The 21366-nt window shown below is 60.6% G+C and carries 15 protein-coding genes, 1 tRNA gene, 1 pseudogene and 1 riboswitch; of the genes and pseudogenes, 6 read left to right on the top strand and 11 right to left on the bottom strand.

The features are described from left to right. The 3 genes and pseudogenes from HMPREF2605_RS01540 to clpB form a co-directional block, all read right to left on the bottom strand. Positions 1–707 (bottom strand): annotated as a pseudogene (locus HMPREF2605_RS01540) (calcium-binding protein); the annotation flags it as partial. A 191-nt stretch (positions 708–898) separates the two neighbouring features. Further along, entirely contained in the window at positions 899–1867 is a 969-nt protein-coding gene (locus tag HMPREF2605_RS01535; RefSeq protein WP_070832034.1) for a Sir2 family NAD-dependent protein deacetylase, read from the bottom strand. A gap of 193 nt (positions 1868–2060) precedes the next feature. Further along, positions 2061–4670 carry an ATP-dependent chaperone ClpB gene (clpB, locus tag HMPREF2605_RS01530; RefSeq protein ID WP_070846735.1) on the bottom strand — a complete coding sequence of 870 codons (2610 nt, stop codon included), beginning with the start codon at positions 4668–4670 and terminating at the stop codon, positions 2061–2063. Positions 4671–4944: 274 nt separating this feature from the next. Between clpB and HMPREF2605_RS01525 the strand changes: the two genes are divergently transcribed. The 4 genes from HMPREF2605_RS01525 (at position 4945) to HMPREF2605_RS01510 (ending at position 8732) form a co-directional block, all read left to right on the top strand. Continuing rightward, a complete protein-coding gene (locus HMPREF2605_RS01525; protein ID WP_070846734.1) occupies positions 4945–5628 on the top strand; it encodes an NAD(P)-dependent oxidoreductase in 684 nt (227 codons plus the stop codon). A gap of 18 nt (positions 5629–5646) precedes the next feature. Then, complete coding sequence (locus tag HMPREF2605_RS01520) at positions 5647–6303, top strand: HAD family hydrolase (RefSeq protein ID WP_070846733.1); 657 nt, start codon at positions 5647–5649, stop codon at positions 6301–6303. A gap of 343 nt (positions 6304–6646) precedes the next feature. Then, positions 6647–7144, top strand: coding sequence for a DNA starvation/stationary phase protection protein Dps (gene dps / locus HMPREF2605_RS01515; RefSeq protein WP_005508202.1), 498 nt, complete (start codon positions 6647–6649; stop codon positions 7142–7144). Positions 7145–7517: 373 nt separating this feature from the next. Then, positions 7518–8732 carry a VIT1/CCC1 transporter family protein gene (locus HMPREF2605_RS01510; RefSeq protein WP_070846732.1) on the top strand — a complete coding sequence of 405 codons (1215 nt, stop codon included), beginning with the start codon at positions 7518–7520 and terminating at the stop codon, positions 8730–8732. Positions 8733–8912: 180 nt separating this feature from the next. Here HMPREF2605_RS01510 and HMPREF2605_RS01505 read toward each other — a convergent pair whose 3' ends face one another. The 4 genes from HMPREF2605_RS01505 to HMPREF2605_RS01490 form a co-directional block, all read right to left on the bottom strand. After that, positions 8913–9839 carry an amino acid oxidase gene (locus HMPREF2605_RS01505; protein ID WP_070846731.1) on the bottom strand — a complete coding sequence of 309 codons (927 nt, stop codon included), beginning with the start codon at positions 9837–9839 and terminating at the stop codon, positions 8913–8915. Between the two features lie 234 nt (positions 9840–10073). Continuing rightward, a complete protein-coding gene (sucD, locus tag HMPREF2605_RS01500) occupies positions 10074–10991 on the bottom strand; it encodes a succinate--CoA ligase subunit alpha (protein WP_005504562.1) in 918 nt (305 codons plus the stop codon). Between the two features lie 29 nt (positions 10992–11020). After that, a complete protein-coding gene (gene sucC / locus HMPREF2605_RS01495) occupies positions 11021–12187 on the bottom strand; it encodes an ADP-forming succinate--CoA ligase subunit beta (protein ID WP_005504561.1) in 1167 nt (388 codons plus the stop codon). A gap of 461 nt (positions 12188–12648) precedes the next feature. Continuing rightward, complete coding sequence (locus tag HMPREF2605_RS01490; RefSeq protein WP_070846730.1) at positions 12649–15621, bottom strand: UvrD-helicase domain-containing protein; 2973 nt, start codon at positions 15619–15621, stop codon at positions 12649–12651. 143 nt (positions 15622–15764) lie between these two features. On the opposite strand from HMPREF2605_RS01490, the gene HMPREF2605_RS01485 reads away from it, so the two are divergent. Beyond that, positions 15765–16622: a VOC family protein gene (locus tag HMPREF2605_RS01485; protein ID WP_070846729.1), complete on the top strand. Its 858-nt coding sequence runs from the start codon at positions 15765–15767 to the stop codon at positions 16620–16622. Between the two features lie 111 nt (positions 16623–16733). Here HMPREF2605_RS01485 and HMPREF2605_RS01480 read toward each other — a convergent pair. Then, a tRNA-Arg gene (locus HMPREF2605_RS01480) sits at positions 16734–16806 on the bottom strand. A 119-nt stretch (positions 16807–16925) separates the two neighbouring features. Here HMPREF2605_RS01480 and HMPREF2605_RS01475 point away from each other — a divergent pair. Next, positions 16926–17954 carry a DUF4031 domain-containing protein gene (locus HMPREF2605_RS01475; protein WP_070846728.1) on the top strand — a complete coding sequence of 343 codons (1029 nt, stop codon included), beginning with the start codon at positions 16926–16928 and terminating at the stop codon, positions 17952–17954. A gap of 167 nt (positions 17955–18121) precedes the next feature. Here the strand turns inward: HMPREF2605_RS01475 and HMPREF2605_RS01470 are convergent, their stop codons facing one another. The 3 genes from HMPREF2605_RS01470 to HMPREF2605_RS01460 form a co-directional block, all read right to left on the bottom strand. Continuing rightward, positions 18122–18811 (bottom strand): C40 family peptidase, encoded by a 690-nt coding sequence (locus HMPREF2605_RS01470; protein ID WP_070642288.1) that lies wholly within the window; start codon positions 18809–18811, stop codon positions 18122–18124. Next, a riboswitch (cyclic di-AMP (ydaO/yuaA leader) is annotated at positions 18812–18971 on the bottom strand. Positions 18972–19667: 696 nt separating this feature from the next. Beyond that, positions 19668–20372, bottom strand: a complete 705-nt coding sequence (locus HMPREF2605_RS01465) for an iron-dependent transcriptional repressor DtxR (RefSeq protein ID WP_049346095.1) — start codon at positions 20370–20372, stop codon at positions 19668–19670. Positions 20373–20581: 209 nt separating this feature from the next. Then, positions 20582–21346 carry a DUF3027 domain-containing protein gene (locus HMPREF2605_RS01460; protein ID WP_246823141.1) on the bottom strand — a complete coding sequence of 255 codons (765 nt, stop codon included), beginning with the start codon at positions 21344–21346 and terminating at the stop codon, positions 20582–20584. Positions 21347–21366: the final 20 nt, after the last annotated feature.

Raw genomic sequence — 21366 nt, 5'->3', positions numbered from 1 at the left:
GTCGCCACCACAGAAGCGGAAGCCGATGCGGTAGCCGAGGGGCTCACCGAAGCGGTAGCCTTCTCATCGGCACGGTTCTTAATCTTGGCATCCACGGAGGCGACAACCTCATCAGCGGCGGTAGCCGAAGCAGACGGAGTCGCAGATGCGGAGGGCGCAACAGAAGCGGAGGGGGTCGCCACCACAGAAGCGGAAGCCGATGCGCTCGCGGTCGCCGAAGGGCTCACCGAAGCGGTAGCGGAGGGGGTTGCTTCCTGAACGGAACGAGCCTCAATCTTCACGGTCGCAGCCTTGCCGCCGCGAGCGGTGTCGTTATCCTTCAGGGAGCCGGAGAGCAGGTAGACGTCCACGGAGATGCGCTCATCCAGGTCGCTCTGCCAGGGAATAGAAACGGAGAAGTTGCCCTTCTCGTCAGCCTTAACTTCCAGGTAGTCCTGGCCGTCAATCTTGACGGTACCCTTGTTCAGCTTAATAGCGATAACGGAGCCGGAGGTGCCGTCCTGAGTCAGGAAGCCCTCGCCGGTAACCTTCAGGGTTTCGCCCTTGTACCAAACCTCAGAAATGTGGGAAGTAGCCTTGTCGGAGTAGACGTGAGTGACGAACTCTTCGCCGTTCTGAGCGAACGTTGCGGGGATTGCGGTAACCACCAGGCCGCAACCAATCAGGGCGGTGGCACCGAAGCGAGTGATAGTGTGTCGAATGTCCATCCCATCATTTTATCCTCGCGTAATGGGTGTATCCGCCTGTCCAGGGGCTATTTAAAATGAATTACGCCACAAAGTAGCACTTTCGTGCAGTTAATGACGGGCCAACTACAGGTCAGTGCACGCGCGGCAAAATTCGCCGGGCGCCAGCGTTACCCAGTCGTGCCGGCGCCACCTAGTTGTGCCAGTGCTACTTAGTCGTCAATCTCGTCAAGCATGAGCTCCAGCGCCTCACCCACGCCGCTACGCCACAGGTAGGTTGCCTTCGCATCGGCGCGTCCCGGACCTCCGTTAATGATGGCGACCGGTTTGCCGGCGCGCAGAGCCTCCAGCACAATCTTGTAGCTGCTCATGACCGCTACCGAGGAGCCGACCACCAGCAGCGCCGAACACTCGGCGAGCATGGCATCCTTGAGCGCTTTGCGTTCGGCGGGCACGGATTCGCCAAAGTACACCACGTCCGGCTTGAGGCGGGTCGAACCGCAGGCGAGGCAGGGCACCATCTGAAAATCGCGGATGTAGCGGTCGTCCAGTTCCACGTCACCGTCGGGGTTCACGCGCAGGTCTTCGTCTTCAAGGCGCGCCAGGTAGCCGGGGTTCGCCGCATCCAGGCGCGTATCGAGGCTTTCGCGCCCCTCATCCTGACCGCAGTCCAGGCACACAATACGCGACAGGTCACCGTGCAGCGCCAGCAGATTAGAGCTTCCGGCGCGGGCGTGCAGACCGTCCACATTCTGCGTAATCACACCACTCACGGCACCCAGCTGCTCCAGCTCAGCGAGCGCATAGTGGGCACGGTTCGGCTGGGCGCGGCGCATGCGGCGCCAGCCCACGTAGGAGCGCGCCCAATAGCGCTGACGCGCGGCGTCATCGTAGCGAAATTCCTGGTAGGTCATGGGACGGTGATCGTGCAGGGAACCACCCGGGCCGCGGTAGTCGGGGATGCCGGATTCGGTGCTCACGCCCGCGCCGGTGAGCACGAGAACCTTACCCGCCTTGAGTAGCTCGGCAATACCCGCGGCGGCGTACCCCTCGTCGTGCGGGGTGGCGTTCTCGGAGACGACTCGCTGAATGGAGCGGATTGCGGCACGGTGCACGGAGGCGATTTCTTCGCGCTGTTCACCGGCTGCGGCAAAGTTCTGTTGGTCAGTCCAGCGGTCCATTCTTCTCCTCTATGCTCTGTGCTCTCGTACGTTGTTCTCGCACGTTAAAGGGCTGTGGGGCACCCCCATTTCGAGGGTACCCCACAGCCTATTTCTTATGGTTTCGAACTGGCAAACTCAGCCACAGGCTAAGTCCGCCCAGCAAGCCGGGCCCTGCCAAGTAACCGGGCCTATCCAGCCAGCCGGTTGAGTTTTAGTCCTCAGCCTTCTGCTCACGCTCGGAGGTCACGACCAGGCCGTCGCTGGCAACGTCCGGGTTCACGTCCACGGTCACGGTGTCGCCGTCGTGGATGGCACCGGAGAGGATGCCGCGAGCCAGGCGGTCACCGATCTCGCGCTGAACCAGGCGGCGCAGCGGGCGGGCACCGAACGCCGGGTCGTAGCCGGTCTTACCCAGCCACTCGAGGGCTGCCTCGGTCACGTTCAGGGTGAGGCGGCGGTCCTCCAGGCGCTTAGCCATGCTCTTGACCTGCAGACCCACAATCTGACCCAGGTTCTCAGCCGACAGGGGCTGGAACATGATGATGTCGTCCAGTCGGTTGAGGAACTCGGGGCGGAATGCCTGGTGCACAACCTCCATGGCCTTCTCGGAACGCTCGTCGAAGGGCAGGTCCTGGTTGACCAGGTACTGCGAGCCGAGGTTCGAGGTCAGGATCAGGATGACGTTGCGGAAGTCCACGGTGCGGCCCTGACCGTCGGTCAGGCGGCCGTCATCGAGCACCTGCAGCAGGATGTCGAAGACCTCGGGGTGTGCCTTCTCGACCTCGTCGAGCAGGACCACCGAGTAGGGGCGACGGCGTACAGCCTCGGTCAGCTGACCGCCCTCTTCATGGCCGACGTATCCGGGAGGGGCACCGACCAGGCGAGAAACGGTGTGCTTCTCGGAGTACTCGCTCATGTCGATACGCACCAGGGCGCGCTCGTCATCGAACTGGAACTCAGCCAGTGCCTTAGCCAGCTCGGTCTTACCGACACCGGTCGGGCCCAGGAACAGGAAGGAACCAATCGGGCGGTTCGGGTCGGAGATGCCTGCGCGGGCACGGCGCACAGCATCAGCGACAGCTACCACTGCGTCTTCCTGACCAATCAGGCGGGCACCGATGCGCTTCTCCATTTCGAGCAGCTTCTCGGACTCACCCTGCATCATGCGACCTGCGGGAATGCCGGTCCAGGAGGAAATCACCTCGGCGATATCGTCTGCGGTGACTTCTTCAGAGACCATAGACTCATTCTTGGCGTTGTCCTCGGCGCGCTGTGCTTCTTCCAGTTCGGCCTGCTTTGCGGGAATCTCGCCGTAGAGCAGGCGGGATGCCTCGGCGAGGTTACCTTCACGCTGTGCGACCTCTGCGCGGGAGCGCAGCTCGTCAATCTGGGTCATGATGTCACCCACGCGGTTCAGGCTAGCCTTCTCGGCTTCCCAACGGGCGTTGAGGGCGTCGAGCTGTTCCTTCTTGTCAGCCATGTCCTTGCGCAGGGCCTCCAGACGCTCAACCGATGCGGGATCGGTCTCGTCGGCAAGAGCCAGCTCCTCCATGGTGAGGCGGTCCACGGCGCGGCGCAGCTGGTCAATTTCCTCCGGGGCGGAGTCAATTTCCATGCGCAGGCGGGATGCTGCCTCATCAATCAGGTCAATTGCCTTGTCCGGCAGCTGACGGGAGGGAATGTAGCGGTTGGACAGGGTTGCTGCGGCAACCAGTGCGGAGTCAGCGATCTGCACCTTGTGGTGTGCCTCGTAGCGTTCCTTCAGGCCACGCAGAATACCGATGGTGTCATCTACGCTGGGCTCACCCACGTACACCTGCTGGAAGCGGCGCTCCAGGGCGGGGTCCTTCTCGATGTTCTCGCGGTACTCGTCGAGGGTGGTGGCACCGATCAGGCGCAACTCGCCTCGGGCAAGCATGGGCTTGAGCATGTTGCCCGCGTCCATGGAACCTTCGGATGCGCCAGCACCGACGACGGTGTGAATTTCGTCGATGAAGGTCACGATCTGACCCTCGGACTTCTTGATTTCCTCGAGAACTGCCTTCAGGCGCTCCTCGAATTCACCGCGGTACTTAGCACCTGCGACCATGGAGCCCAGGTCCAGGCTAATCAGGGTCTTGCCGCGCAAGGATTCGGGCACGTCGCCAGAAACCATGCGCTGTGCCAGGCCCTCAACCACGGCGGTCTTACCGACGCCGGGCTCACCAATCAGAACGGGGTTGTTCTTGGTACGGCGGGAGAGCACCTGCACGACGCGGCGAATCTCGGAGTCACGGCCGATGACCGGGTCGAGCTTGCCCGCACGGGCAATGGCGGTCAGGTCGGTGCCGTACTTCTCGAGGGCCTGGAAGGTGCCTTCGGGGTCGGGGGTATCCACGGTGCGGTCTCCTCGGACGTTGGGGATGGTCTGTGCAATGAGGTCTGCGGTAGCGCCAAGCTTGTGCATGGCGGTCGCGGTGCTATCGGTTCCGCTGGCAATGCCCAGCAGAATCATTTCGGTGGAGACGTAGGTGTCTCCGAAGCCCTGAGCGCGGGTCTGCGCAGCCTGCAGGGCGGAGAGTGCGGAACGGCTGAAGGAGGCGTTCTGCACGGAGGTGCCGGATGCCTTGGGAAGCTTCTTGATTTCTGCGGAAGCAGCCTCGGAGATGGCGTCTACATCCAGGCCTGCGGCCTTGAGCACCGAGACTGCGATGCCTTCGCGCTGATCCATCAGGGCCTTGAGGATGTGGGAGGTTTCAATAGTGGGGTTACCCGCCGTTTGCGCGTTGGTGTTAGCGGCGGAGATAACTTCTTGACTCTTGGTCGTGAACTTAATATCCATGATGTCCTTTCGTATCGTGCATTCAGGGGCCTATCCTACGTCCCCTCGCATTACATAACTTGAGTCTACTCCACTCAACTATGTTTCGCAAGGGGTTTTCAAAAAATTTTCTCCACTTTTTTCGTTTTTCACCCCGCACTGCTCTGAGCCCTAGCCAAAACCCCGCTTGAAAGAGCCTCAACCAAAAGCCCCCAGTCGAAACCACATTGCTATACTGACCGGACTGGGCGCTTGCGGGCTCCCACAACAATCACAGTCACGAATGGGGACCCACATGAAAATACTGGTTCTCGGCGCAACCGGCCGCACCGGTCGCCTCTTCACCCGCAAAGCACTAGAACAGGGGCACACCGTCACCGCCTACGTGCGCAACCCCGATAAAGCACGAGCACTACTAGGGTCGCACCAAAATCTCACTATCGTTCCGGGAGCCCTGAACGATGCCGAACAGCTCGCCGCAGCATCCTCCGGGCAAGACGTGATGGTCAGCATCCTGGGCCAGAAAGCCACGGTGCGAGAGTTTCTCTCCTCCACGTTCATGCAGGAGCGCCTGCCTCTCATCATGGAGGTGGTCACGGGCGCAGGCGTGAAGCACTGCGTTCTGATGAGCGCCTACGGCGTAGGCGATACGGTGCGGACCGCATCCCTGCCCATGCGCCTGGCATGCAAGGTCATCATGCGCGGCATTTTTACCGACAAGGTTAAGGCGGACGCCCTGGTCGCCGAATATCAGCCGTATATTTCGCGGGCGCATCCGGGCAGGCTGACCGATAAGCCCGGTAGGGGCGGGGTGAAGGTATTTAACATGGCGAGTGTCGAACGCGTTCCGGGCATTCCGACGATTGCCCGTGAGGACGTTGCCAATGCGCTGCTCACTATCGCCAAGAACCCCCAGAACGCGGGCACAGATTTTTTGGTGACGATTGGGGACACTGTCCTACGCTCGCCTCAGAAATAAACCGGTAGGCTTAATGACATGACGACTACGAACACCTTCCCCGCCGCCATTCTCTTCGACCACGACGGAACCCTGGTTGACACCGAACCCGTATGGGCTGCCGCTAAGGTTGCTCTCGCCGCAGATTTCGGTGGCACCTGGACCGAGCAGGACACCCTCGATTGCTTGGGTCTGTCCATGCAGTTCACTCTGGATCGCCTGCGCGAGCGCGGCGTGAACCTGCCGGACGAGGAGATTAACGACCTACTGGTGGCGAAGGTGCACGAAACCCTGGCGCAGCAGCCGGTTGAGTTCCTGCCCGGTATTGAGCGTTTCCTCTCGGAGGTTCGCGAGGCGCAGATTCCGGCGGCAGTCGTCACGAATGCAACCACCTCCGTGGCTCGCCGCACCGCTGACGCCGCCCCCGAGGGTACCTTCTCGGTGATTATTGGCAACGACGAGACGACCCACCCCAAGCCCAACCCGCAGCCCTATCTTTTGGCAGCGGAGCGCCTGGGTGTTGATCCGACTCAGTGCGTGGCGATTGAGGACTCCCCCTCGGGCGTGCGCAGTGCGACCGCGGCGGGTATGCGCGTGATTGTTGTGCCGGGCGAGCTGGAGGTTCCGGCGGAGCTGGGCACCGTGCGCCTCAAGCATGAGGAGCTGACCCTACAGGCGGTTCGCGCGCTGGGGTAGCCGCGTAGTTCGCGGACTGAAAGCTCTATAGAAAACTGAATACGCTTCACCGTAAAGGGTGGGATGCGCGATATGAGATACCGCGCGTCCCACCCTTTGTGTGCGCCTGGGCGGTGAGCCACGCGAGCATTCGGGGCTGGCACGTTTGGGCAGGAGCTTTTGAATAGTGCCTTTTGAGCAGGAGCTTTTAAGTGCGGCGCGACACATAGATGACAATTTATTACGAATTACTCAAAATAACCTTGACAGCGGTTCCTTAAAATGATTTACTCATAATAACGATTCGGCGGGGCGACAAATCCCACCGAACCACAAACATCACAGCATCATGAAGGAGACCATCATGGCATTTGCAAACTACACCGCACCCGGCCTGACCCTCGAAGAAGGCAAGGGCATTTCCGAGGTTCTCCAGGCACGTCTGCACGACCTGAACGACCTGCACCTGCTGCTGAAGCACGCTCACTGGAACGTGACCGGCCCCGGCTTCATCGCCGTTCACGAAATGATTGACCCCCAGGTCGACACCGTCCGCGAGTTCGTCGACGCCATCGCAGAGCGTATGGCAACCCTGGGCGCAACCCCCAACGGCCTGGCTGGCGCACTGGTCGCACAGCGCACCGTCGAGGACTACCCCGTCGGCCGCGCACGCGTTGCTGACCACCTGCACGCCCTGAACGACGTGTACACCCGTGTGATCAAGGATCACCGCAAGGCTATTGCTTTTGCCGGTGAGTCCGACCCCGTCACTGAGGACCTGCTGATCGGTCAGACCGCTGAGCTGGAGAAGTTCCAGTGGTTCATCCGCGCGTTCCTGGAGAACGGCGAAGGCAACATCTAAGCCGCAACCATCTAAGTTGTAGCCTCTAAACTGCAGCCTACCTATGGCGGCAAACCATGTAGACGCTAGTTTTTAGAGCCACCAACCGGGCGGGTGCGCTCTCCTTATGGAGGGTGCACCCGCCCGGCTTTTTATGCTCGAAGCTGCCCCGCTTCTTCCCGGCACTTTTACCTTTCCCGCCCCTTGAGTCCTCGCCCGTGCGGTATCACAAAGTACGTTGAGGCGAACAATAACATCGGGTTAGGCCGTCCTAGATTTTCTGTTCGGAGTGCTCTACAGTTGTTCACTGATCAACTCAGAACACACAGATTGAACGCATGATTGTGCGCCCGGGAGATACCCGGCGCGACCCGCATCCGGTGGAAAGAGAGATATGAGCACGCACGCCCCGAACGAGCACGGCGAAGACACGTACGGCGAGCAGACCGAGAAGCTTCAAGCTGACGCGGCCGAGGCCGAAAGGACCGCAGCTGAGGCGACCGAGCACAAGCCGACCCGCCACAGTGCGGTTACTTCCCCCTCCCCCGCGCAGATTAAGCGTTGGCGCCGCTACCTGGCCGACGAGGAGTCGGAGGCACGCATCTACCGTTACCTGGCTCGCCGTGCCGAGGGCACCGACCGCGAAATCTTGCTGCAGGTTGCTGAGGCGGAGAAGCGTCACCAGCAACATTGGCGTGACATGCTCGGTGAGCACGCGAATGTGCACGTGCGCCCGTCCATGCAATCTCTGGTGTTGCAGTTCTTGGCGAAGAACTTCGGTTCGGTGTTTATTCTGGCGATGGCTCAGCGCGCGGAATCCCGCTCCCCCTACGCTGAGGATCCAGACGCTACCGAGGAAATGGCGGCTGACGAGGCAATTCACGAGGAAATTATTCGCGCCCTGGCGACTAATGGTCGCGAGAAGCTTTCGGGTAATTTCCGTGCGGCGGTCTTTGGCGCTAATGACGGTTTGGTCTCGAATCTGGCGCTGATTATGGGTATTACCGCATCGGGCGCGTCCAGCTCGATGGTTCTGCTCTCGGGTATTGCGGGCCTGCTGGCTGGTGCGCTGTCGATGGCGGCGGGTGAGTTCGTGTCGGTGCGTTCTCAGCGTGAGCTGCTGGATGCATCCCAGCCGACCCGGGTGACCCTGCGTGTGGCGGGTGATTTGGATCTGGACGCTAACGAGCTGGAGCTCATTTACCGTGCCCGCGGTATGGAGCCGGAGGCGGCGCATCACCGTGCGATGGAGCGTTTCGGCTACATGGATTGTGACTGTGATCCGTCGCTGTCTCACCGCGAGGATGAGGATCGTGAGGAGAATGTGGCTTTGGGTACCGATATTGGTGCTGCCGCTGCGTCCTTTGCGTTCTTTGCTTCGGGTGCGTTGGTTCCGATTCTGCCGTATATCTTTGGCTTGTCGGGTGTGTTCGCGATGGGGCTGTCTCTGCTGTTTGTGGGTGCGGCGCTGGGCTTCACCGGCGGCGTGGTGGGTCTGCTTTCGGGCGCGTCCCCGCTCAAGCGCGGTGTTCGTCAGATTCTAATTGGCTTTGGTGCAGCGTTTGTGACCTACCTGCTGGGTCTGGCGTTCGGCACGACGGTCGGCTAGTTACAACACCCCTAATAAGCTCTCCCAAGTGTATATAGCCGCTCTGGAATTCGTTTTCAAGCATTTGAGAACTATACAGATGCAGAAATCCCCCGGTGGATACATTCAGTGTATCCGCCGGGGGTTTTCTATACGCTTGTACCCTGCATGAGGGGTTGCCCTACTACGGGCTGAGCCCTATTACGGGTGAATCTCCGCGGTGGTGGCCTGACCGGAAACGCTCTCAGAACCGGTCGCGCCGTTGCCGGAGTAGGTCAGGTTAGCGACCTGCACGCTGGACGTCTGCTTGTACGAAACCCAGCCGTCGTTTGCCGGGAAGCGCAGCTGCGCCGGCATGAAGTTAGTCTGGCTGTAGTACTTGGTGCCGGACTGCTTCATGGTGTACGCCTTGCTGGTGGTGTAGACGATACGACCCTTGAAGGTGTAGGTGCCGTCGGAGTTCTGGGTGATGGTCGGTACTTCTGCGGTCCAGGTGCCAGCGGTCTGCGCGACGGACAGGTACTTTGCCTGGCCTGCGGAGGCTACCAGTTCGGTGGTCTTACCGGTCAGCTTGCGACCGGAGGGGGCCCATGCCTGGCCGTTGATCTTACCGAACTTAAGGAGCGACTGTGCGCTGGCGGCGACGGTGTACTCAACCTCGGTCACGAAGGTTGCGCCAGCTGCGAGGGTGACGCTGCTGCCGGGGATGTAGCCGGTGCCGGTTGCGGTGTCCTTGGTCGGTACGGACCACCAGAAGCCGCTGGAGGACATGTATGCGCCGTTTGCGCCGGTCTGGGAGTTGGTGACGGGGGTGAACTTACCTTCACCGTTGACGTAGGTTGCGCTCTTGGGCTTGGAGGTTGCGTCGTCCCAGTTGATGTCGGAGTCGGGGGTGCCGGAGGCGGTGAAGTGTGCCTCGGGGGTTGCCGGGTTGATGGTGCCGGTGTTGTTGGAGGATGCGTAGCCGACGTAGCCGCCGTTGTTCTGCACGCTGACGTACACGCCGTACTGTACGCCGGGGGTTTCCTTGGATGCTGCGTAGGCGGGCACTGCTGCGGAGGCTGCGACGACGGGTGCAGACCAGACGCCTGCCTTGGCGATGGCGCGGCGAGAGATGGGCTGGGTCATGAGTGTGGTGATCTCCTGTGAGTGTTTGGTGTTTCTTGGAGCCGCTCAGAATGGTTCTGACTAGGCTCAATGTCCTCCAGTATACAAAGGTTCTGGTTATACTTACATATTTTTGTGGCACTGTGTGCACAATCTTACTTTCTAGTGCAATATTTGCGGGCGGTAGCGGGGCGTTAAAAGCACAGATGCCGGTAGCCTCAGGGACTACCGGCATCTGCCGCGTTTTTATGCTGTTTACTTCGCTGCGAAGATTTCGCGCATCAGGTTTGCAGCCTCGGAGGGGGTCTTACCGACCTTCACGCCTGCTGCTTCCAGAGCTTCCTTCTTCGCCTGAGCGGTACCGGAGGAACCGGAGACAATAGCGCCTGCGTGGCCCATGGTCTTACCCTCAGGAGCGGTGAAGCCTGCAATGTAACCAACGACGGGCTTGGTCACGTTTGCCTTGATGTACTCTGCAGCACGCTCCTCAGCGTCACCACCGATCTCACCAATCATGACGATTGCTTCGGTCTCGGGGTCAGCTTCGAAAGCTTCCAGAGCGTCGATGTGGGTGGTGCCGATGATGGGGTCGCCACCAATACCGATAGCGGTGGTGAAACCAATGTCAGACAGTTCGTACATCAGCTGGTAGGTCAGGGTACCGGACTTGGAAACCAGACCAATCTTGCCCTTACCGGTGATGTTCGCCGGGATAATACCAACCAGGCACTCCTCGGGGGAGATGATGCCGGGGCAGTTGGGGCCAATGATGCGGGTGATCTGCTTGCCGTTCTCGTCCACGGATGCCTTAGCAGCTGCCCAGAACTCTGCGGAGTCCTGAACCGGAACGCCCTCGGTGATGACGACGACGAGGCCGATCTTAGCCTCGATAGCCTCGAGAACTGCTGCCTTAGTGAAGGCCGGGGGAACGAAGACGATGGAGACGTTCGCGCCGGTCTTCTCCATAGCCTCAGCTACAGAACCGAACACGTTCAGCTCGATGTCGGAGCCGTCCTTCGCCTTGTGGGTGACGGTGGTGCCAGCCTTGCGAGCGTTCACGCCGCCCACAATGTTGGTGCCTGCTGCGAGCATGCGTGCGGTGTGCTTGGTACCCTCGCCACCGGTGATGCCCTGAACGATGACCTTGGAGTCCTTGTTCACAAAGATAGACATATTACTTCCTTGAAATCCTTTGCTGGCGATTACGCCTTGTGAGCGAGCTCTGCTGCCTTGTCGGCGCCGGAGTCCATGGTCTCAGCCAGAACAACCAGCGGGTGGTTCGCCTCGGAGAGGATACGGCGACCCTCAGCAACGTTGTTGCCGTCCAGGCGCACAACCAGGGGCTTGGTTGCTGCGTCGCCCAGAATCTCCAGAGCCTTCACAATGCCGTCTGCCACTGCGTCACATGCGGTGATGCCGCCGAAGACGTTCACGAAAACGCTCTTGACCTGCTCGTCGCCCAGAATGATTTCCAGACCAGCAGCCATAACCTCAGCGGACGCGCCGCCACCAATATCAAGGAAGTTTGCGGGCTTGACGTTGCCGTGGTTCTCACCAGCGTATGCAACGACGTCCAGGGTGGACATAACCAGACCTGCACCGTTACCAACGATGCCGACCTCGCCGTCCAGCTTCACGTAGTTCAGGTCGAACTGCTTTGCCTTAGCTTCCAGCGGGTTCTCAGCGGACTTGTCCACGAGAGCCTCGTGCTCGGGCTGGCGGAATTCTGCGTTGTCGTCCAGGGAGACCTTGCCGTCCAGGGCGAGGATGGTGCCCTCGGGGGTCAGAACGAGGGGGTTAACCTCAACCAGGGTTGCGTCTTCCTTGGTGTAGACTTCGCCCAGCTTGACGAGAACGGGAACAACCTTCTCCTGCAGTTCTGCGGAGAAACCTGCTGCCTTAGCAATTTCCTCAGCCTTAGCCTGGTCCAGGCCAACCAGCGGGTCAACCTCGATCTTTGCCAGTGCCTCGGGGCGCTCAGCAGCGAGCTGCTCAATTTCCATACCGCCTTCTACCGAGCACATTGCCAGGTAGGAGCGGTTTGCGCGGTCCAGCAGGAGGGAGAAGTAGTATTCTTCGGCGATGTCTGCGCCGTCAGCGACCAGCACGCGGTGAACGGTGTGGCCCTTGATGTCCATGCCGAGAATTGCCTTAGCGTGCTCGTAAGCTTCTTCGGGGGACTTTGCGAGCTTAACGCCGCCAGCCTTACCGCGGCCGCCGGTCTTAACCTGAGCCTTAATGACGGTCAGGCCGCCAATTTCCTCAGCTGCTGCCTTTGCTTCTTCAGGGGTGGTCGCAACAATGCCCTTGAGCACGGGTACACCGTGCTTTGCGAAGAGCTCGCGCGCCTGGTATTCGAAAAGGTCCACAGGTGTCCTTCTTCTTCGAAGTGGTGCCGAGTACTGGTGCACTCGGCCTGGTCTCATTAGAGGAGGTTCCCCCGTGTGGTCAGTACGGTGCGATAGGGGTCTCTCGCACCCGGCGCACACGCATCATTGACGCGGGGAATTTCTCTCGTCTCTACTCTATCGGATTCGGCGTGAGCTCGCACTCACAGAGCCCCAAATCTGAGATTTTAGCGACTCAGCTCACAAATATTTTGGGTACATTCCACCCAAAGACTGTGCACCGGGTAACTAACCCGAACTCGCACTCCCCCATCCGCCGCGAAATACCGGCGAAAATGCGGCGTTTACCGCCGTGCTCTGCAAAGCCCCGGCCACCTTCTCAGCAGGCGGACAACACGCCCGGTACAGCGCACAAAAGAGGGGCGGGCACCCTCAGGTACCCGCCCCTCCATCGGCGTTGTCAGGTTCTCACGCCCGACGCGTTAGCTCACCTTCTCCAGCGGCGCGTAACGCAGCAGCAGGCGCTTCTCTTCCGAACCGAAACGGACCTTCGCCACGGTCTTATCGCCGCTACCCTCAACGGCGAGCACGCGACCCTCACCAAACTTGGTGTGGCGCACGGTATCGCCGACCGCCAGAGTCGGGATTTCCTTGCTCTGGTGCACGCGGGAACGGTTCGTCACCTTCGAGGTGGCCGCCGCCAGCCCGTAGCTTGCCGAGCCGTTAATATCCGCGGTGGACGGCTCGGAACGGCGTACGGGGCGGGACTCGTAGGGGTCGTATGAGCCGCGCGAGCCACCGGAACTGTACCCGCCCGAGCCGTAACCGCCCGAGTAGCCGCCGGAACCATAGCCGGAACGGGAACCACCCGAATAGCCGCCACCGTACGAGTTGCCGTAGGAGCTGCCGCCATAGGAACCGCCGCCGCGAGCGCCATACGCACCCATACCGGAGGCGCCAAAACCCGAAAAACCGGCGGTGCGCTTCCACTCGATGAGCTCCTCCGGGATTTCCTCCAGGAAGGGCGAGGGCGGGTTGAACTGGCTCTTACCCCACATGGTGCGAGTCTCAGAGCGGGTCAGGTACAGGCGCTCCATGGCGCGGGTCAGACCCACGTACGCCAGGCGGCGTTCCTCGCTCATTTCCTTCTCATCGGTCAGGGCACGCTGATGCGGGAACAGGCCGTGCTCCATGCCGGTCAGGAACACCACGGGGAACTCCAGGCCCTTGGCGGTGTGCAGGGTCATGAGGGTGACCATGCCCTGCGCCTTCGCCTCGGCGGCTTCGGCGGCAATCTGTGCGGCGGAGGCGTTCTCACCCTCCGCGCTGGCGGGACGGTTCGGGATTGAGTCGGCGTCGGCGACCAGAGCCACGTGTTCGAGGAACTGCTCCAGGTCGGCGCCGGGGTTCTCGGTCTCGAACTCGACCATGGCGTCGAGCAGCTCGGAGAGGTTCTCCACGCGCGATTCGTCCTGAATGTCCTTGGAGGCACGCAGGGCCGCCAGGTACCCGGTCTGCTCCAGGACCGCTTCCAGGCAGGTTGCGGCGGGTTCGGTGCGGGCAATCTGCGCCAGGTCGTCCATGAGGCGCACGAACTCGGCGTACTTCTTGACCGCGGCGGCCCCCAGGCCGGGGATGTCGGCTGCCTGGCGTGCGGCGGCGTAGAAGGAGATGCGGTTCGCACTCGCGTACTCCGCCACCACGGACTCAGATTTGGCACCGATACCGCGCTTGGGTTCGTTGAGGATGCGGCGCACGTTCACGTCGTCATCGGGGTTGCTCAGGGCACGCAGGTACGCCAGGGCGTCCTTGATTTCCTTACGCTCGTAGAAGCGGGTACCACCGACCACGCGGTAGGGCAGGCCGGCACGCATGAGCATGTCCTCGAGGGTTCGGGACTGCGCGTTGGTGCGGTAGAAGATTGCGACGTCACCGGGCTGCACGCCGTGTTCATCGGCAAGGCGGTCAATTTCGCGGGTGATGTAGCGTGCTTCGGCGTGTTCGGATTCGGCAACGTAACCGATGATCTTCGCACCCGCGCCGGAGGCGGTCCACAGCTTCTTGGGGCGACGGTCGGGGTTGCGTTCGATGACCGCGTTCGCCGCGGAGAGGATGTTCTGCGTGGAACGGTAGTTCTGTTCCAGCAGGATCGTGTGGGCGTTCGGGTAGTCCTTCTCAAAGTCCGTAATATTGCGGATATCCGCGCCGCGGAAAGCGTAGATGGACTGGTCGGAGTCACCCACCACGGTCAGCTCGGCAGGGGGCACAGCGTCCGGGTAGGGGCCGCGGTCAGCCGGTGCCTTCGTGTGGGCGCCGACCAGTTCACGCACCAGCTGGTACTGGGCGTGGTTGGTGTCCTGGTACTCGTCCACGAGGATGTGGCGGAACTTGCGGCGGTAGTAGTTCGCGATTTCGGGGAACTTCTTGAGCAAGAAGACGGTGCGGCCAATCAGATCGTCAAAGTCGAGGGAGTTGGCGGCGCGCAGACGCTGCGTGTAGACGGTGTAGATCTGCGAGATGGTCTTCTCGTACGGGTTATCGCTCGCCACGCGGGATGCGTACGCTTCGGCGCTGACCAGCTCGTTCTTCAGCGCGGAGATGCGGTTGCCCACGGCCTTGGCGGTGAACTTCTTGGTGTCCAGGTTGAGCTCTTTAATGATGAGGCTCAGCAGGCGCTGCGAGTCGGTCGAATCGTAGATGGTGAAGGTGGACTTCAGACCCAGCGCGGCGGCCTCACGGCGCAGCACGCGCACGCAGAAGCTGTGGAAGGTCGAGATCCACATGTGCTTGGCGCGCGGACCAACCAGCGCCTCAATACGTTCACGCATTTCGGCAGCAGCCTTGTTGGTGAAGGTGATGGCGAGAATCTGGCCGGGGGTCGCGCGGTGGGTTGCGAGCAGGTAGGCGATGCGGTGGGTGAGCACGCGGGTCTTGCCGGAGCCGGCGCCCGCGACGATGAGCAGGGGCGCGCCGGAGTGCAGCACGGCTTCTTCCTGGCGTTCGTTGAGCCCTGCGGTGAGGGAGGTAGGGTCCACCGCGTTGAGGCTGTGGGCGCGTTCGCCGTAGGGGTCGGCGGGGTCGAAGTCATCGCCGTAGCCGCCGACTCGGTAGGCGGGCGGCATGAAGTCGCCGAGCGGGTCTGCGGCGGTGAAGGCTGCGGGTGCGCCGGGTTCAGGAACGGGCGCGCTGGTAGCAGGGGTACCGTAGGCGGGCATGCCGGTGGGCAGGGCGGCGGGTACGTCCTGTGCGGGTTCCTCCATCACCGGAGCATTCATCACTGCGGCGTCCATGGGAGGGGCGTAGTAGTCGTCCTCGGCAGGGGGCACGTCGTAGTAGGGGTCGAAGGGCGGCTCGTCATCCGCTACCGGTGCTGCGGGGGTGACGAGTTCGGCGGCGAACAGGCCGTCCTGTTCGGTGAAGGGCTGCTTCTGCTGTTCGGGCTTGTCGCTCATCATCTACCTCGCTGCCTAGAATACACGTTCGATATTCCATGCTACCGCATTTGCTCCGCGGCTCCCACCCGCTCGGTCATCCGCCGCACGTCCTATATCGGCAACGGCACACCGGTGGCGCAGAATAGTCATGCTAGGATGACCGCATGACCCAGACCTTACCTCCGAGCCTCTCAATAGCCCTATGGTGCAATGGCTCAGCCGACGAAGCCGCACAATTCTATACCAGGGTTTTTCGCGATGCTTCCATCATGGAACAGGTGCCCGGACTCACGACTCTAAGCATCCATGGCTTCCAGCTCTCGCTCATTAACGGTGATGACCGGTACGTCCCGAACCAGTCCATCAGTTGCATCCTAAACTTTGACCCGCTCCTCTTCGGTGGTGAGGCGCAAGCGCGAGCATACCTCGATGAACTCTACAAAGAGCTAAGTACAGGCGGTGTGCTGATGGAACTGGGTGAGTATCCTTTCTCCCCACGCTACGCCTGGGTGCGTGATCGTTTCGGTATGACCTGGCAGCTGATGCTTACCAACCCTGCAGGAGACCCGCGACCCTTCGTCGTGCCTTCTTTCATGTTTGGCGGCACGAATCACGGCAATGCAGAGGAAGCTACCAACGGCTGGATTTCCATGTTTGATGATGCCCACCGCGGCACCCTGTACCACTATCCGGAAGGTAGCCCCTTTGAGGCAGATGCGGTCATGTTTACCGACTTCAACCTGCACGGCACCTGGATGGCGGCTGCTGATTCCGGCACTTTCCACGATTCCACATTCACGCCTGGGGTTTCGGTAGTTCTTTCGTGCCGTACTCAGGAGGAGATTGATTACTATTGGGAGCAGCTCTCGGCTATACCTGAGGCGGAGCGTTGCGGCTGGTGTGTAGATCGCTGGGGTATTTCTTGGCAGGTTGTCCCGCACAATATTGCTGAGCTGATGGCGGATAAGGCCGCTCGCGAGAAGATCCTGCTGATGGGCAAGATTGACCTGTCTCAGCTATAACAACGTGTTTTCTTGAGTGCTCGTTACGTGCAGGAAACAGAGAAACCGCCCGCGCCTGCTACTGCAAGCGACGGGCGGTTTTCTCGTACCGGCATGACTACCGGTTCTGTGTGCCCCCGAGACGATTCGAACGTCCGACACCTTCTTTAGGAGAGAAGTGCTCTATCCCCTGAGCTACGAGGGCGTACCTATCCAGTATAAGGCACCCCGCACCGCGAGTCCGCACAGCCTGTGTTCACCGCCCTGTGTTCACCGCCTGAGGACACCCGCACCCGGCGGCAGAACCGCTCCTACAATGTACGAATGAGCATCTACATTGACCCGCCCATCTGGCCCGCGCACGGCACCGTCTTCTCACACCTCATCTCCGATGTGTCACTGGCGGAACTGCACGAGTTCGCCGCCGCGGCGGGCATCAGTGAGCGTGCCTTCGACCGCGACCACTACGACGTGCCGGCGCACCTCTACGAGGAGCTGGTGCAGGCGGGCGCGATTGAGCTCAGCGGCGCGGAGCTAACTCGCACGCTCATTGCCAGCGGTCTGCGGATTCCCCTGAAGGAACGCCCCGAGAAGATTCGCCCGCGCCTGCTTCGCGCCTGGGAAGCGGCATTTGCGCCCCGCCTTAATACACCCCGTCTCAAGCATGTGGAGGCTCCTGCCATGAGCCAAGCTCAACTCACGGCGCAGGTAGCGGAACTGGGTGAGAGCCTGCTACAGGCGTGGGAGCAGCCGCACCGCACCTACCACCACAGCGGGCACCTTTCGCAGATGCTCACCGATCTGGACCGCCTCTACGCACACCGCACGCAGGGTTCTACTCCCCTGGCGTTGGTTCTGGCGGCGTGGTTCCACGACGCGGTGTACGAGGGCGCGCCGGGTGAGGATGAGCGCCGTAGCGAGCAGCTGGCGAGCATCTCCCTGGAGCCGCTGGTTACCGCGGGTCTGCTCAGTGGTGACGAGCTGCAGATGGTGGGCCTTCTGGTGCGTGCCACGGCAACCCACGAGCTGCCCGAGTCTGCCGATCTACCGGCAGGCTATGAGCCGGCGGATATTCAGTTTTTCCTCGATGCCGATATGGCTATCCTGGCGGCTGATTCGGCACGCTACCGCCGCTACCTGCGCGGGGTGCGTAGCGAGTACTCCCATTTTGACGATGAGGCGTTCCGTACCGGTCGTACGACCTTCCTGCGTTCAATCCTGGGTCGCGAGCGCATCTTCCTCTCCGAGGAGGGTCTACAGCTTTGGGAGGAGTCCGCGCAGGCTAATCTGCAGGCAGAGCTCAGCGAGTGGGAGCAGAACCCGCAGGGACTTCTGCAGGCTCTCGCGCCCTAGCCGCATACACCTAAAACACGTACCGCCGAGAATGCACCCGTACTAAGGTGCGTTCTCGGCGGTATTTTCGTGGAATCTCTCGGGTACGCAAAAGGCGCCCACCCCGTGCGGGGTAAGCGCCTTTTGAGAAGTATGTTGGGCTAGACCCAGCTCTTATGCGCTAAGGCTTAGAGCGCGGTGTAGTAGCCGTCAACGGACATCCAGGAGGTGGGGTGCACCAGGGTACCGTTGGTGGGGTTCAGAGCGGAAATCATCTTGCCATCGCCCAGGTAGATACCAACGTGGCTGTAGCCGTTCTGGAAGACGATGTCGCCGGGCTGGGGGTTAGCGGTCGGGCGCAGCTCGTTCTTCATTGCGTAGGTGAAAGCGGTCAGCTTGATGCCGTGCTGAGCGAAAACCCAGGAGGTGAAGCCGGAGCAGTCCCATGCACCGAAGGTCTTGCCGCCCCAAACGTATGCGCCGCCCAGGCCGCTCATTGCGGTTGCAACGATTGCGTCGCGGGATGCGTTACCGGTGGAAGCTGCGGGAGCAGCGGGTGCCGGAGCTGCAACGGGTGCAACGTAAGCCTGCTGTGCCTCAGCCTGGGGTGCTACGTAGGAGGTCTCAACTGCGGGAGCAGCGGGTGCCTCGGTTGCTGCGGGAGCAACGTAGGTCTGCTGTGCCTGAGCCTGGGGTGCAACGTAGGTGGTTGCGGGGGTGTTGTAGCTGGTGTAGTCGAACTCGTAGTTGGTGTAGTCGTAGGACAGATCAGCAGCAGCGGGGATCTGTGCAAATGCGTTCGCGGGAACGGTCGAGCCGAGCAGGATTGCGCCTGCTGCGAGGGTTGCACCTGCGGTACGTACGATCTTCTTAACCATTGATAATTCCTCCATTGCCTGACGAGGTGAGCTGTCGGACTCGAGCATGGATTCGCTCGGCCACCGAAGTGACTTAGCCCCGAGGCCTCTCGATTGAGAAGCCGTATCCCAGCTTGGGGATTGGGTCCCCCGCTTCTGCCATATTGGGTAGACGTTCATCGAAGCGTTGGCAGAACTCAGCGGAACCGCTTCGACGGTGCCCTCTTACGATTAGGATTTAGGCACAAATCGAGAATACACAGAAAACTCCCAGTTGTCACTTCATTCGGACTTAAATTTTGAGCTTTCACCCCCGGCGGAACGGAGCGGGTTTGGGCAACTAGAACCCCGTTTATTTATGGGAGCTTAAGCAGATTAAGGCGTTTGACTAGGCATTTCACAAGGATGCACATTCGCTTTTAATGCACTACCACCCCTTAAGGGCATGGTTCAAAACTCTTAAAAATGACCCTCGTCTCTTAAGCTTTTGCTCCCATATACTCACTCAGAAACCGGCGTGTCTCTTAGCTTCAACCTCAGATTTAAGCGAAAAACGCGAAAAATGCACTCAAGCGCAGTTGCCAAAAAGTTAAGAGAGGAGTATATGCTCGCTCACGTGAGGGTAGCCTGGGCCACTGATCTACGCCACTTAGTCCACCTTTTGCAGCCCGAATACGCCTCGTTCCTCCGCTTTCCCCGATTCTTCCCTTATATGCGGCGTTTTACTCCGATTATTGAGCTAAATCGTCCATTATCTAAGACAAAGCCGGTTCTCAGGGAGCTAACGGCACAAAAAACGGTGGTACCGCCTCCTCAAGTGAGGAGGCGATACCACCGTTTAGCGTGAACTGGGTTAGCGGACTCTCAGAATTAGAGCTTAGAGGTTGCCGCCGCGCTTGACCACAATTGCGTTTGCCACGTCCATATCCAGGGAGAGGGTGTCCTCTTCACCGTCGGCGTGAACAATCACGTCATCGTCCTGACCGGCGACCACGGACACCGAAGCGCCGTAAACAATACCTGCGTCAGCCAGCAGCTTCAGCAACTCAACGTCAGTCTGAATGGACTCGGGGAAGCGAGAAATAGTGAAACGGTCCTCGGGACCGGAGTCGCGTGCCGCCAGGGACATGGGCACGGTGCGCTCGTCGTTCTTCTCGCTAGCGTGGCCCAGGTCCTCCAGGCCGGGAATAGCGTTACCGTACGGGGAGAACTTGGGGTCCTTGAGCATCTCCAGGATGCGCTTCTCCACCTTGTCACTCATGACGTGCTCCCAGCGGCATGCCTCTTCGTGCACGTACTCAAGTTCCAGACCAATAATGTCGGAGAGTAGCCGCTCAGCCAGGCGGTGCTTACGCATCACCTCGACCGCCTTGTGGCGGCCTTCCTCGGTCAGTTCGAGGTGGCGGTCCGGCTCAACGGTGAGCAGGCCGTGCTTCTCCATGCGTGCCACAGTTTGGGAAACGGTCGGGCCGGAGTGCTCGAGTCGTTCAGCGATGCGCGCACGCATGGGGACGATGCCCTCTTCCTCCAGTTCGAGGATGGTGCGCAAATACATCTCTGTGGTATCGATGAGGTCTGTCATATATCTCTCCCAGCTATCACCGCAACAGTACTTAGATAGCACTGCCTAAGTCGTTACTTAATTCAATAATCTATTATGTACTTTTTCAGCGGCTTTTGCCACGGCTTAAGTCATTGAGTCGCCCAATGAAAACTCATTGGACGACTCAAGACACCTTATATATACGCTTTTGCTAACCCACCCCTTATTAAGAGGAGTAGACGGTAGGCTTACTCTGCGGACTCAGCCTCAGCGGTTTCTTCCACGGCAGATTCGTTCTCTTCCGCTTTGTTCTCTGCGGGCTCAGCAGATTCCTCTGCCTCAGCGGTTTCGGCAGACTCTGCGTTCTCCTGCTCGGCGTTCTCCTCCAGGTCTTCCGGGCGAACGCGGTCAGCCCACGGCACCCAATCCGGCGCAATGAGCGCGTCGTCGCCGGGCAGCAGGCCCACCTCGCAGATCGTTGCCACGCGGGAACGAGGCGCACGCGAGAGGGTCGCGAACCAGAACCAGCCGCGGTAACCGGGCAGGGTGCACTCGAAAAGGTGAGTGCTCAGACGCTCTTCCTCGGCGCGCACGTGGTGCACCAGGCCGATAGCGTGTGCCGGGGCGATTTCCTGAACGCCCTGCAAAGCCACATCCTTGGCGGCGGCAAGAATCTCATCCACCTTGGAGGTGCGGCGCAGCTTGTGCGGAACACCCAGGGAGGGGGCGCCCACCTCTTCATCCAGCGGGGTGAAGGGGTCGGGGGTGGAGTCTTCGTTCTGTGCGGTTTCTTCGGCAGCAGATTCCCCGGAGGCAGATTCCTCAGCGGTAGATCCCTCAGTGGGCGTATCAGCCGCCTCAGTCTCCTCAGCGTTCACGGAGGGCTGAGTCTCAGCAGGTACAGCGCTACCCTCGTCGGTGCTCTCAGGCGCGGCAGAAGGCACAACGGACTCTGCGGGCGCGTCAGTAGCGGGCGTAGTTTCGGGGAGCAGTTCAATAACCTGTTCAGACATACCCCTATTAAAGCATCTCG

The organism is Rothia sp. HMSC065C03 (assembly GCF_001837295.1).
In the GTDB taxonomy this organism is placed as follows: domain Bacteria; phylum Actinomycetota; class Actinomycetes; order Actinomycetales; family Micrococcaceae; genus Rothia.
Note: the sequence above shows the minus strand (reverse complement) of the source record. Positions and strands in the feature narration are given on the sequence as shown.

Bases quoted from the DNA above. Each gene is read 5' to 3' on its own strand.
- HMPREF2605_RS01490 (WP_070846730.1), bottom strand. From the start codon at position 15,621: ATGATGAGCGACAAGCCCGAACAGCAGAAGCAGCCCTTCACCGAACAG.
- HMPREF2605_RS01470 (WP_070642288.1), bottom strand. From the start codon at position 18,811: ATGGTTAAGAAGATCGTACGTACCGCAGGTGCAACCCTCGCAGCAGGC.
- HMPREF2605_RS01510 (WP_070846732.1), top strand. From the start codon at position 7,518: ATGAGCACGCACGCCCCGAACGAGCACGGCGAAGACACGTACGGCGAG.
- clpB (WP_070846735.1), bottom strand. From the start codon at position 4,670: ATGGATATTAAGTTCACGACCAAGAGTCAAGAAGTTATCTCCGCCGCT.
- HMPREF2605_RS01525 (WP_070846734.1), top strand. From the start codon at position 4,945: ATGAAAATACTGGTTCTCGGCGCAACCGGCCGCACCGGTCGCCTCTTC.
- HMPREF2605_RS01460 (WP_246823141.1), bottom strand. From the start codon at position 21,346: ATGTCTGAACAGGTTATTGAACTGCTCCCCGAAACTACGCCCGCTACT.
- sucD (WP_005504562.1), bottom strand. From the start codon at position 10,991: ATGTCTATCTTTGTGAACAAGGACTCCAAGGTCATCGTTCAGGGCATC.
- HMPREF2605_RS01465 (WP_049346095.1), bottom strand. From the start codon at position 20,372: ATGACAGACCTCATCGATACCACAGAGATGTATTTGCGCACCATCCTC.
- HMPREF2605_RS01535 (WP_070832034.1), bottom strand. From the start codon at position 1,867: ATGGACCGCTGGACTGACCAACAGAACTTTGCCGCAGCCGGTGAACAG.
- HMPREF2605_RS01485 (WP_070846729.1), top strand. From the start codon at position 15,765: ATGACCCAGACCTTACCTCCGAGCCTCTCAATAGCCCTATGGTGCAAT.
- dps (WP_005508202.1), top strand. From the start codon at position 6,647: ATGGCATTTGCAAACTACACCGCACCCGGCCTGACCCTCGAAGAAGGC.
- HMPREF2605_RS01520 (WP_070846733.1), top strand. From the start codon at position 5,647: ATGACGACTACGAACACCTTCCCCGCCGCCATTCTCTTCGACCACGAC.
- HMPREF2605_RS01475 (WP_070846728.1), top strand. From the start codon at position 16,926: ATGAGCATCTACATTGACCCGCCCATCTGGCCCGCGCACGGCACCGTC.
- HMPREF2605_RS01505 (WP_070846731.1), bottom strand. From the start codon at position 9,839: ATGACCCAGCCCATCTCTCGCCGCGCCATCGCCAAGGCAGGCGTCTGG.